This is a genomic window from Mesorhizobium sp. P2_E10 (assembly GCF_056404235.1).
This window is the reverse complement of record NZ_JBFUEK010000006.1, coordinates 302,035-313,043: the sequence shown is the minus strand read 5'-3', so window position 1 is coordinate 313,043 and position 11,009 is coordinate 302,035. Positions and strand designations below refer to the sequence as shown.

At 62.5% G+C, this 11,009-nt stretch carries 11 protein-coding genes; 7 read left to right on the top strand and 4 right to left on the bottom strand.

All coding sequences use genetic code 11. The features are described 5' to 3' along the window. Positions 1-55: 55 nt before the first annotated feature. Positions 56-520, bottom strand: coding sequence for a L,D-transpeptidase (locus tag AC1D0N_RS18725; RefSeq protein WP_477246434.1), 465 nt, complete (start codon positions 518-520; stop codon positions 56-58). Between the two features lie 357 nt (positions 521-877). On the opposite strand from AC1D0N_RS18725, the gene AC1D0N_RS18720 reads away from it, so the two are divergent. Then, positions 878-1,210, top strand: a complete 333-nt coding sequence (locus AC1D0N_RS18720) for a hypothetical protein (protein WP_477246432.1) — start codon at positions 878-880, stop codon at positions 1,208-1,210. A gap of 34 nt (positions 1,211-1,244) precedes the next feature. Further along, on the top strand, positions 1,245-1,454 hold the full coding sequence (locus AC1D0N_RS18715; protein WP_477246430.1) for a hypothetical protein: 210 nt from the start codon (positions 1,245-1,247) through the stop codon (positions 1,452-1,454). A 19-nt stretch (positions 1,455-1,473) separates the two neighbouring features. Here the strand turns inward: AC1D0N_RS18715 and AC1D0N_RS18710 are convergent, their stop codons facing one another. Then, complete coding sequence (locus AC1D0N_RS18710; protein WP_477246428.1) at positions 1,474-2,160, bottom strand: response regulator transcription factor; 687 nt, start codon at positions 2,158-2,160, stop codon at positions 1,474-1,476. Between the two features lie 94 nt (positions 2,161-2,254). Here AC1D0N_RS18710 and AC1D0N_RS18705 point away from each other — a divergent pair, with 94 nt between their 5' ends. Together AC1D0N_RS18705 and AC1D0N_RS18700 are read left to right on the top strand one after the other, a co-directional pair. After that, complete coding sequence (locus AC1D0N_RS18705; RefSeq protein ID WP_477246426.1) at positions 2,255-2,986, top strand: response regulator; 732 nt, start codon at positions 2,255-2,257, stop codon at positions 2,984-2,986. 54 nt (positions 2,987-3,040) lie between these two features. After that, a complete protein-coding gene (locus tag AC1D0N_RS18700; RefSeq protein WP_477246424.1) occupies positions 3,041-5,128 on the top strand; it encodes a GAF domain-containing sensor histidine kinase in 2,088 nt (695 codons plus the stop codon). A gap of 190 nt (positions 5,129-5,318) precedes the next feature. On the opposite strand, the gene AC1D0N_RS18695 is transcribed toward AC1D0N_RS18700, so the two are convergent. Next, on the bottom strand, positions 5,319-5,729 hold the full coding sequence (locus tag AC1D0N_RS18695) for a hypothetical protein (RefSeq protein ID WP_477246423.1): 411 nt from the start codon (positions 5,727-5,729) through the stop codon (positions 5,319-5,321). A 442-nt stretch (positions 5,730-6,171) separates the two neighbouring features. Between AC1D0N_RS18695 and AC1D0N_RS18690 the strand changes: the two genes are divergently transcribed. Beyond that, the gene (locus AC1D0N_RS18690) at positions 6,172-7,374 is read left to right on the top strand and encodes an aromatic ring-hydroxylating oxygenase subunit alpha (RefSeq protein WP_477246421.1); all 1,203 of its coding nucleotides are present in this window, start codon (positions 6,172-6,174) and stop codon (positions 7,372-7,374) included. Between the two features lie 183 nt (positions 7,375-7,557). On the opposite strand, the gene AC1D0N_RS18685 is transcribed toward AC1D0N_RS18690, so the two are convergent. Then, positions 7,558-8,973: an aminotransferase gene (locus AC1D0N_RS18685; RefSeq protein WP_477246419.1), complete on the bottom strand. Its 1,416-nt coding sequence runs from the start codon at positions 8,971-8,973 to the stop codon at positions 7,558-7,560. Positions 8,974-9,244: 271 nt separating this feature from the next. Between AC1D0N_RS18685 and AC1D0N_RS18680 the strand changes: the two genes are divergently transcribed. Both AC1D0N_RS18680 and AC1D0N_RS18675 read left to right on the top strand, forming a co-directional pair. Next, entirely contained in the window at positions 9,245-10,162 is a 918-nt protein-coding gene (locus AC1D0N_RS18680) for an ABC transporter permease (protein ID WP_477246418.1), read from the top strand. Then, positions 10,159-10,983: an ABC transporter permease gene (locus tag AC1D0N_RS18675; protein ID WP_477246416.1), complete on the top strand. Its 825-nt coding sequence runs from the start codon at positions 10,159-10,161 to the stop codon at positions 10,981-10,983. Before AC1D0N_RS18680 ends, AC1D0N_RS18675 begins: the two co-directional genes overlap by 4 nt. Positions 10,984-11,009 lie beyond the last annotated feature (26 nt).

Here is an 11,009-nt window from a genome sequence, read left to right as displayed (position 1 = left end):
TCAGGCGGGAGCTTGCTGTGCAGCTGCGCCGCGCGACCGCTCCAACCACAGCCGACTACTTGACGATGACGATGCTGGTATTGGCCGGGCCGAAGGTCTCGACCAGCTGATAGAAGTCGGCGGCATTGTCCGGGTGCAGCCGCACGCAGCCATGCGAAGCCGGCTGGCCAAGACGCTTGATGGCGTAGGTCGCATGCACCGCGTAGCCGCCGCTGAAGAACACCGAATGCGGCATCGGCGCGTTGTCGTATTTCTTCGAGTACCACATCTCATGCATGCGGGTCGGCTTGAACGAGCCGGTCGGGGTGATATGCGCCCGGTCGCCGGTCGAGACCTTCCAGGCGAAGGTCGGGCGGCCATCGACCAGGACTTCCATGGTCTGCTGCGACAGCGAGACACGCGCCACGATCTGACTTGCGGCGGCGTGGGCAGCGCCATTGCCGGCACTGAAGAGAAGAGCCGCACCGGTCAGGGCGGCGGCGGTGATGTTGATGAGCTTGGCGGAAATGGCAGCGTACATGATGTTCCCCTGTTTTTGCCGGTCGGGCCGGTTCCAATTCGATGACCGGCTTATCCCAACGTCATGTTTCAAGCTGATTTCGCTTGCTGCTCGTTTGTGTTTCGAATCTGTTTCCTCAGGTTAACGAGAATGACAGGCAAAGCAGCGAAACAAGGGATGCCATCGTCGGCCTTGTAATCTGCCTCGCAGGATCAAGATGCCAGGGTTGCCGTCAAACGAACGTGCGACCTTCCCTTATGTGAAAGACATTTCGTCTGGCTCGAAACCAATCTGCAACAAAGCGCGGCCTGGGCGGCATGATCTGGATACGGGCCGACGGCACAGTTGACGTAACGAAAACAGCCGGCGCAAACGAAGATGAGCATCAAATCGAACACCCTGTCCTGGCTACTCAGGATAAGCATTGCCGCGGTCATCGTCGGCGGCGTCGGCACAGTCGCCGGCAGCCCGATGACGACGCTTGCGGCCATGAACTCGGGCGAGGTTTCGACGCTGCATGCCGCGCTGTTCATTGCCTTGGTCTGGATTGTTTCCAGTCTGCGCATCAACCGCTTCAAGGCCCTCTGGCGGGTCGGCTTTGGACTGACGGGGATGCGCGGCCCCTCCGGCAACTTGCTGCCGAGAGGACCGAAGGCCCGCGCCGCGACGGGGGGCTCCGTGGGCGGCGCGGGCACTTCGGGGGTTTCCTGAAGCACCGACAATTCTGAAATTGGGGAAGAGACAGATGAACACGAAATTTGCCGCTTCGGTGCTTTCCGCACTGCTCTACACACAAGGCCTGCTCGGCTTTGCCGGTCTCGCCACCGTGCTGCTGAAGGACCGCGCTCACGCCAGTGAAGTCGTCGTGGCCAGCGAAATGCCATCTGGAGGTGCGCTGAGTGCAGGCGCATCGGACCCAAAAGGGGAAACCGGTTTTGGGAAAATCCGATGCTAAACAAAAAGACGCGTTGCCCTCAATCGGCGCGCTGTGTCGGCGGATCGAACCGGTAGCCGGCGCCCCGTATCGTGGTGATGGTTTCGGTGTCGAGCTTGCGGCGCAGCCGCACGATCCGCGAATCGATCGAGCGATCGAACGCATCGGCATTTTCGGCTGGTGCGGCGGCAATGATGTCGTCGCGCGTCAGCACCTTGCGCGGACTGGCCAGAAACAGTTTCAGCAACGCCACCTGACCGGGCGACAGCTGTTCCTCGGTACCAGAACGATGCATGACCATGGCAGACCTGAGGTCGACGGTAGCGTTCTCCAGCACGAGCAATTCCCCGGTGTTGCGGCCGCGCCGCGCCAAGAGGCCGCCAATGCGTGCGGCAAGCTCCCTGACATTAAGCGGACTTTCGATGACGTCGGCGGCGCCGAGTTCGAGCGCCAGCACCTTGTCGACCAGGTCGGCCGGCCGGCAGATCAGGATGAAATCGGGCCCACCCTCGCCGCCATGGCGCCTGAGCAGGTCGCGCCCCTCGGCCTGGCTGAGGCTGTCGCCGACAATGACGATGTCGATGCCCTTTGCCGAAAGCAGCGATTCGGCCTCCCATGGCTGGCGCGCCTCGCGCACATCATGGCCACGCCGCTCGAGATGGTCGGCGAGATCGGTTGCCACCACTTCGGCGACGGAAACAAGCGCGATGACGGATCGTGCGGCCATGTTTTCTTACCGTTCCCTTCGCAACCCGAGATGAGTGCTGGACATGATGTTTATACCCAATCTACTTTCCGCTGAAAGCGGGAGCGAGATCATAGTGCGGGCACGAATTATCATCGTCGAGGACGAGCCCGATCTGAGGGACGCGGTCGCCGAGTATCTCGGCGCCAATGGTTACGAAATGACCACGGCCGAAAGCGCCGCCGAAGCTCGCACCTTGCTGGAAACACAGTCGTTTCATCTGGCCATCCTCGACATCGCCATGCCAGGCGAGGACGGCCTGTCTTTCGGCCGCTGGCTGCGCTCGAAAATGCCGATCGGCATCATCTATGCCACCGCCGCCGGCACTGCGCTCGACCGCATCGTCGGGCTGGAACTCGGCGCCGACGACTATATCGTCAAGCCTTACGAACTGCGTGAAGTGCTGGCGCGGGTTCGCAGCGTGCTGCGCCGCGTGCCGCAGCCGACCGCGCCGCAAGCCGCCAAGGTCGAAACCGGTGCCGGCCGCCGCTTCATGAGCTTCGGCTCTTTCCAGGCCGATCTCGACGGCAGGCTGGTCACCGGCGCCAATGGCGCGGTCATCGACATGGCCAAGAGCGAGTTCGACGTGCTCGAGGTTTTCCTGACCCGCGCCAACCGGCTGTTGACGCGTGCGGCAATTTCCGAAGCGATCGGCTTCGTGGAGGACCCTGAATCGTCACGCGCGGTCGACATCCGCATCATGCGGCTGCGAAAGAAGATCGAGGCGGATCCGGCCAATCCGAAATTTCTGCGCACGGTGCGCGGCGAAGGCTATATCTTTTCGCTGCCGACCGGCGACGGACACTGAGCGGCGCGATAGGCTGCTGTGACCTCACCGGCACGACCTGGGTAACGACTGACCATGACTGCTGAACCGGCACGCACGGACATGCAAGGCACCCGTCAGGGCGCCGCAATGGCGGCTGTCCGCGTCGTTCGGCGGCTCCGCGAGGCCGGCGATTGGCAGCGCGAGATGGTGGGCATCCTCGAGACGCTCTGCGTTGCCATGGATTGCCAGCGCGGCATCCTGTTCAGGCTGCGCGAACTGCCCGGCCAGGGCTTCGCCCAGTCGGTTGCAGCCTACTGGATCGCCCCCCGCTTCGGCACCGAACTGGCATCACCGACAGTCATCATGCAGTCGATCGTCAACTCGGACCCGCTGCTGGAGCGTCTGGCGGAGGATGAGCGGCAGGGCAAGATCTTCGCCGGACACACACGCAACCTTGAAGGCTTCCTCAGAACCGATTTCGAGAAGCAGAACATCAAGTCGTTCCTGTCGGTTTCGGTGTTTGCGCACGGCCATCTGTGGGGCACGCTCGCCGTCAACGACTGCGTCAACGAGCGCGAATGGAGCGACGAGGAGGAGGCGACACTGCATATCGTCGCGCTCGCCATCGGCGACGCCATCGAACGATCGCCGTCCGAAGCCCATGCCAGCGAAGTCATCCGCCGCACCATGCTGCAGGCCTCGCTCGACGCCATCGTCGTCATCGACGAGACCGGCTCAATCATCGAATTCAATCCGGCCGCCGAAAAGATGTTCGGCTTCCAGCGCTCAGACATCCTCGGCAAGGACCTGCTCGACACCATCGTACCGATCTATTACCGCAAGGGCTATGCGTCGGGGGCCGAATACATGACCGGCCGCGGCGCGCCGATGGTCGGCCAGCGGCTCGAAACCGTCACCCAAAACGCAGCCGGCGAGGTGTTTCCGATCGAGCTGACGGCGACCGAGATGCGGGTTGCCGACCGCTGCCTCATCTTCGGCTCGATCCGCGACCTGCGCGACAAATTGCGCGCCGAGGAGGAGATCGGCCGCCAGCGCGAAAAGCTGCACCAGAACGAGAAGATGGCGGCGATGGGCTCGCTGCTTGCCGGCGTTTCGCACGAGTTGAACAATCCGCTGGCCGTGGTCGTCGCGCAATCGACGCTGCTGCATGAATTCGCCTCAGACCCGCAGACCAAGGTGCGCGCCGAAAAAGTGCGCGCCGCCGCCGAACGCTGCGGCCGCATCGTCAAAAGCTTCCTGTCGATGGTCCGCCTGCACCCCACGGCGCAGGCCGAGACCGATCTCAACCAGGTGATCCGCGCCGCGCTCGAAGTGACCGCCTATGGCGCCAGGTCGAGCGGCATCATCATCGACACCGATTTCGCCACCGGCCCGTTGCTGGCCATGGCCGATGCCGACCATGTGACGCAGGTAGCCGCCAACTTCCTCATCAACAGCCAGCACGCGCTGGCAGGCGTCGCCGGCGACCGGCTGATCAAGGTGCGCACATTTCGCAGCGACCGCGGCAATCCCGGATTTTCGGTCGAGGACAACGGACCGGGCGTGCCCGAGGCGATTCGCTCGCGCATCTTCGAATCCTATTTCACCACCAAGCCGGTCGGTGTCGGCACCGGCATCGGCCTGTCGATCTCGAAATCGATCATCGAGCGGCACAATGGCAATGTCTGGTTCGAGGAGGTGTTGCCGAGGGGCGCGCGGTTCGTCGTCCAGTTGCCGGCGATCACCGCCGGCGTCGCCGCCGCCGGCGACAGCCCGGCCCGCTCGAGCGGATTGCGCCACGCACTGATCATCGACGACGAGCCGGATGTCGCCGGCTCGCTCTCCGACATTCTGGAGCTGATGGGCATCAAGTCGCGGATCGTCCCGGCCTGGACATCGGCCGTTGCGACCCTGACCGGCCACATGCCGCCCGACATCGTCTTTTCCGACCTGCGCATGCCCGGCATCAGCGGCATATCAATCTATCGCGAACTGCTCGCTGAAAAACCGGATCTGGCACGGCGCTTCGTGCTGGTCACCGGCGACCTGATCGGCGCGAAGGCCGAGATCGAGGCCCTGCCGGCAGCGCAGCGGCCGCAGATCCTGGAAAAGCCTTTCAGCACGCTGGACGTCCGCGGCGTGCTCTCGGCCATTGCCGAGCAGGCGGCTGTTGCGAGCTGAAATTCAGCGCCTTCCCGGGATCTGTTGAGATTCAGGTCAGGCCGGCCTCACCTGAATATCAATTGATTCCAAAAAAGAGGCTCCCGACCGACGGTGCGGCGGGAGCCTGACTGAGCGCAAGAGGAGCGCTCGGGGAGGTCAAAGCATGATCGCGAAGCAGGGAATGTTTCGCGGTCACGTTCAACAAAGATCAAAAGACGTTGGGCGTATTGGTCAGCGGCGCGGCATTGGCGATCATGCGAACCGCGCGGTCCCTGTGCTTGCCCGACTGCGCGGCAATGACGCGCAGGCAGTCCGCGCTCTCGGCGCCCCAGGCCTGGCCCTTGCAGGCAAAATCGATCTCCGGCATCGGCAGGCGCGCGGTCTTGATGGTGGTCGGCGCACCGTCGACAACGTTGGCCGGCGGATTGAGTGACGCGAAGGCGGGACCAATCGTCGGAGTGAACATCATCCCGACAAAGGCGACAGCGCTCAGCATCATGAACATCGCCATCGGATGGTCACTTGCGCGCTGGCGCAGCGCCAGTTTTGGGCGCCGGTCGTTGCGCTCCGGAGCCTGGAGGCGGATGTCGCTGTCGGCAGTCTCAACCTTCGTGTACATCGTCATTCCCCTTCGTTTCTTATTTCTTTTGCTATGAAGCGAACTTAATCGCGCTGTGTAACCGACGAATGATGCATCTAGTCTGCCCGTGTAACAGCGGCGAAACAGATAATTCGGGCATTACCGGGCATATTCGGTCAGACAGCAAAGCGCGCATCCGCTCGATCGAACTATGACCAATCTCACACTCCCGAAATAAATTGCGAACGGCAGCTCTTTCCCGGCGCGATTTTGCCGACACGGCGAGTGCCAATCCCGATCCAACGCGCCCGCATCACAACCCTGGTTAACGCTCGGAAATCCCCGGATTTTCTGCTGCAGCACGGGCGTTGAACCTACGCGAACTGGCCGGGTGGAAACCTTGTGATTTCCACAAGTCATTGCATTTCAATGCAAAATATGATTATATTGAATGAGTATTCAACAAAAAGAAGAGCTGCCCATGAACCCGCACCTCCGTGACGTGGCGATCCCCAACGATTGGGACCGGCGGGGTTTGCCGGGCTGGAGTTATCATTCCGACGCCCTCCTCGAACTCGAGAAAGAATACGTCTTCCGCAACCATTGGCAGATTGCCGGCCATGTCTCAGACGTGCCGAATGCCGGCGACTACATGACCATGGACGTGGTCGGCGAGCGGGCGCTGATCGTGCGTGGCAAGGATGGCGTCGTGCGCGCCTTCAACAATATGTGCCGTCATCGCGGCAGCCGCGTCGTCGCCGACAGCCAGGGCAACTGCAAGAACGCCCTGGTCTGCCCGTTCCACGGCTGGGTCTACAATCTCGACGGCACGTTGCGCGGCGCTGCCCGCCCGCGCTCCTTCCCCGATCTCGACAAGACCGAATTCGGCCTGATGCCGCTCGACCTCGAAATCTGGATGGGGTTTATCTTCATCCGTTTCCGCAAGGGCGGCCCGCAGCCGTCGGTCGCAGAACTGCTGAGGCCGATCGAAGCCGAGATGGCGCACTATGGCGTCGCCGACATGGTGCCGTCCTGGGGCATCTGGACCCAGAAGTCCCCGGTCAACTGGAAGTCGGTGCGCGACGTCGACAATGAAGGCTATCACGTCGCCATGGCGCATCCGGCGCTGCAGGACCTCTACGGCGCGACCTATTTCGACGAACCGTTCATCAACGGCGTGTCGCGTTCCTTCGCCACCTACAATCCGCATGCCGGACGGCGCTGGAGCGTGCGTGAATACATCAAGCACGCGCCGGCGGCCGAGCACCTGCCGGAGCACCTGCGCAAGGCCTGGATCTACTACGGCATGTTCCCCAACAACGCGCTGTCGATCATGCCGGAATCAGTGCAGTTCTATCAGGAGTTCCCGCTGACGACCGGCGAGACGCTGCTGCGCGGCGCCATCTACCGCTACCCCGACGAAACCCGGGAACAGGCGGCGGCACGCTACCTCGCCTACCGCATCGATCGCGACACCATGAACGAGGACGTGCAGCTCTCGGTGTGGTCGAACGAATCCATGCTGTCGGAAGCCTTCGAGGGCTTTTACCTCTCCGACCTCGAATATGGCGTGCGCACCCACCACGACCATCTGCGCAAGCAGATTCCCGTCCTGGGGCTGGAGACGGCGCCGGACGAGAAGGAGATGTGGAACCTCAACGAGGCCATTCGGTCGCAGGTGTAGGAGCAAGCAGAGCGTCCTCTCCCCCGTCTCTATACGGGGAGAGGATGCCGGCAGGCAGGTGAGGGGCAGCGCGAGGCCAGCAAGGTTCAACTCGGGTCGAACACGACCAACTGCCGATGTCAGCGCCGCCCCTCATCCGCCCTTCGGGCACCTTCTCCCCGTGAACGGGGAGAAGGGAGAAACTCACCCCTGCCAAACCCCTTCTTTCCTCAGATCATCCATCGTGCGCGAAATGCCTTCGCGCAGGATTGCCACCATGTCGTCGATCTGCTCGCGCGTAATGATCAGCGGCGGCGACATCACGCACATATTGATCAGCGGCCGCACCAGCAGGCCAAGTTCGTGGCAATGCGCATCGATGCGTTTGCCGACATCCTTGTCGAGCTGCAGCGGGTCCTTGCTTTCGCGATCGGCGACGCATTCGACGCAGCCCATCAGCCCCATGCCGCGGACTTCGCCGACCAGCGGCAGCTCCTCCAGCGTCTTCAGTTGCGCCTGAAAATAGGGCGCGACCTCGCGCGTGTGGGCGAGCACATTGTCTCCCAGGATATCGAGGTTCTTCAGCGCCACGGCGCAGCCGACCGGATGACTGGTGTAGGTCAGGCCATGGCCGAACATGGCGTCCGGATGATTCGAACGGCGCAATTCCTGCAGCAGCCGTTCCGAGATGATGACACCGCCAAGCGGGAAATAGCCCGAGGTCACGCCCTTGGCAAAAGTGATCATATCAGGATCGATGCCGAACACGTCGCCCGAGGCAAAGACATGGCCGAGCCGGCCGAAGGCGGTCACCACCTCGTCGGAGATATAGAGGATATCGTTGTCGCGGCAGATCTCGCGGATGCGCTTGAGATAGCCATCCGGCGGCACGATGACACCGCCCGATGCCTGCACCGGCTCGCCGACGAAAGCGCCGATCTTGTCGGCGCCGACACGGGCGACCGTATCGCGGAACTGATCGACCAGGAAATCGGTGAAGGCAGCAAGGCTCATGCCTTTCGGGCGCCGGAACGGATCGGGCGACGACAGTTTGACGACCAGTTCGTCGGCGCCGTCCATCCAGTCGCGGTCGCGCGGGCGGCCATTGAGCGAGGCAGACAGATAGGTCGAGCCGTGATAGGCGCCGCCGCGGCTGAGGATCAGCTTCTTTTCCGGGCGACCGCGCACATTGTTGTAGAATTGCATGAAGCGCAGCGCCGTCTCGACCGCGGAGGAACCGCCGGTGGTGAAGAAGACATGGCTGAGATCGCCCGGCGCATGGCCGGCGATGCGCATGGCAAGCTCCGCCGACGGCGCGTTCATCGTGTACCACGGCGTGTTGTAGGACAGCTTCATCGCCTGGTCGTACATCACCCTCGCCAGTTCCTCGCGGCGATGGCCGACATTGATGCACCACATGCCGGCCGGCCCGTCGATCAGCCTTTTGCCGGCAGCGTCGGTGATGTAGATGCCGTCGCCCTCGCCGATCAGCGCACGCGCCTCGGCCCCAACCGAGCCGGCGAACGGCCAGGGCTGGACGAGATGGCGCTTGGCCAGTTCGACGGCATCGTCGGCGGGCCCTGCCGTTTCAGTCGCCCTCAGATCTCTTGCAGCCGCCATTGTCGCCTCGCCTTGTTTGATCGCAGATATGGTCGAACACGAAACGAAGCACCAAGCATTGGAAATGTCGGCTTTCTTCACTTCATTTTGAATGTCCGTTCAATCAATATTGCAGAATTAGCGCTTGATTTCAATCCACGGATGCGCGCATGATGAAAGAAAGCCGGCGAGCATGGGGAACAGGCAGCCGGCGCCAGGATCTGTTAGACAATGGGAGCCGCATGGCGGGACAGTCCGAGCCAGAAACCGCGATCGCGCCAGGGGCGCTGCAATGACGGCGGCGGCTGAAGGATCGCCTCCATTCGGCATGACGCGGGCCAGGCGAAACGCCCTTCTGCAGTCCGAACCCGTCCAGGGCTTTGCGCTGATCAGCCCGACCCTACTCTATGCGCTGATCCTTTTGGTGGGGCCGATCCTAGTGGTCATCGCCCACTCTTTCTGGACGCAGAACTACCTCACCATCGACCACACCTTCACGCTGGAAAACTACCGCATCGCGCTGACCGAGCCGATCTATCGCGACCTCTTGTGGCGCTCGCTCTACATCTCGCTGACGGTGAGCTTCTTCACGGTCGTGCTCGCCTACCCGATCGCCTACTTCATTTCGTTCCATGGCGGCCGCCACAAGAGCCTGTGGCTGTTCCTGATCACCATTCCGTTCTGGACCAGCTATCTGCTGCGCGTGATGTCGTGGAAGGTCATCCTCGGCTATAACGGCGTCTTGAATTCCGGGCTGATGGGCCTCGGCATCATAGACGAGCCTTCGACCGCGCTGCTTTACAATTCGACCGCCGTCATCATCACGCTGACCCACGCCTGGGCGGCCTTTGCCATCCTGCCGATCTTCGTCTCGCTGGAAAAGGTCGACCGCACTTTGGTCGAGGCGGCCAAGGACCTTGGCGACGGCCCGTTGCGCTCGTTCCTGCGCGTGACGCTGCCGCTGTCGGCGCCCGGCGTCATTTCGGCGGCGCTCATCGTCATGATCCCGACAGTCGGCGACTACGTCACGCCAAAACTTGTCGGTGGCAAGGATGGCGTCATGATCGCCAACGCCATCCAGGCGCAATTCGGCAAGGCGTCAAACTGGCCGCTGGGTGCAGCCCTTTCGGTAACCACCATGCTGATTGTGACCTTGATGGCGGGCGCCACGGTGCTGATCATCCGCGCCATCCAGAGGCTGGCGCGATGACGGCCGTGCGGCGCTTCCTGGCCAATGGCTGGCTGTCGACCTATGCGTTTCTCTATGTCGTCTTCCTCTATCTGCCGGTTATCTTCCTGCCGATCTTCTCGGTGAACACCGCGGCGACGCCGAAATTCCCGCTCACCGGCCTCACCTTGCATTGGTACGAGGATCTGCCGCGCACGCCGGCACTGCTCGACGCCGCCTGGAACAGCCTGGTCGTCGGCGTCTCAGCTTCCATCCTTTCGACCGTTCTCGGCATCCTCGCGGCACGCTCGATCACCCGCTACCGCTACCCCGGCCGCCGCACCATCAACGGCCTGATCATGGCGCCGCTGGTGCTGCCGGAAGTCATTGTCGCCATCTCCATGCTGCTGGTGATGCTGCAGCTGGGTTTGAGCCTGTCGCTGTTCACCGTCGTGCTCGGCCATGTCCTGGTCTGCATTCCCTATTCGATGACGGTGCTGACCTCCGGCTTCGAGGGTTTCGACCGCAGCCTGGAGGAAGCCTCCGCCGATCTCGGCGAGAGCGCCTTCGGCACGTTTCGGCGAGTGACATTGCCGATGGTGGCGCCGGCGATCATTTCCAGCCTGCTGGTCTGCTTCACCATCTCGCTCGATGAATTCATCATCGCCTTCTTCCTGACCGGCACCGAGGCAACGCTGCCGATCTACATCTGGGGCCAGCTGCGCTTTGCCGCCAAACTGCCGGGCGTGCTGGCGCTGGGCACGCTGTTGCTGGTGGCCTCCTTCCTGTTGATGACCGTCGCCGAAATCCTGCGCCGCCGCGCGGCAAAACGCACCCAGAACGAGGGAGGCCTCTATGCCTGAGCGGCCGCAAGCCGAACGATCGCAAG

What these genes read in the sequence shown, in the direction of transcription:
- AC1D0N_RS18725 (WP_477246434.1), bottom strand. Translation starts at nt 520, where the DNA reads ATGTACGCTGCCATTTCCGCCAAGCTCATCAACATCACCGCCGCCGCC.
- AC1D0N_RS18720 (WP_477246432.1), top strand. Translation starts at nt 878, where the DNA reads ATGAGCATCAAATCGAACACCCTGTCCTGGCTACTCAGGATAAGCATT.
- AC1D0N_RS18715 (WP_477246430.1), top strand. Translation starts at nt 1,245, where the DNA reads ATGAACACGAAATTTGCCGCTTCGGTGCTTTCCGCACTGCTCTACACA.
- AC1D0N_RS18710 (WP_477246428.1), bottom strand. Translation starts at nt 2,160, where the DNA reads ATGGCCGCACGATCCGTCATCGCGCTTGTTTCCGTCGCCGAAGTGGTG.
- AC1D0N_RS18700 (WP_477246424.1), top strand. Translation starts at nt 3,041, where the DNA reads ATGACTGCTGAACCGGCACGCACGGACATGCAAGGCACCCGTCAGGGC.
- AC1D0N_RS18695 (WP_477246423.1), bottom strand. Translation starts at nt 5,729, where the DNA reads ATGTACACGAAGGTTGAGACTGCCGACAGCGACATCCGCCTCCAGGCT.
- AC1D0N_RS18690 (WP_477246421.1), top strand. Translation starts at nt 6,172, where the DNA reads ATGAACCCGCACCTCCGTGACGTGGCGATCCCCAACGATTGGGACCGG.
- AC1D0N_RS18685 (WP_477246419.1), bottom strand. Translation starts at nt 8,973, where the DNA reads ATGGCGGCTGCAAGAGATCTGAGGGCGACTGAAACGGCAGGGCCCGCC.
- AC1D0N_RS18680 (WP_477246418.1), top strand. Translation starts at nt 9,245, where the DNA reads ATGACGGCGGCGGCTGAAGGATCGCCTCCATTCGGCATGACGCGGGCC.
- AC1D0N_RS18675 (WP_477246416.1), top strand. Translation starts at nt 10,159, where the DNA reads ATGACGGCCGTGCGGCGCTTCCTGGCCAATGGCTGGCTGTCGACCTAT.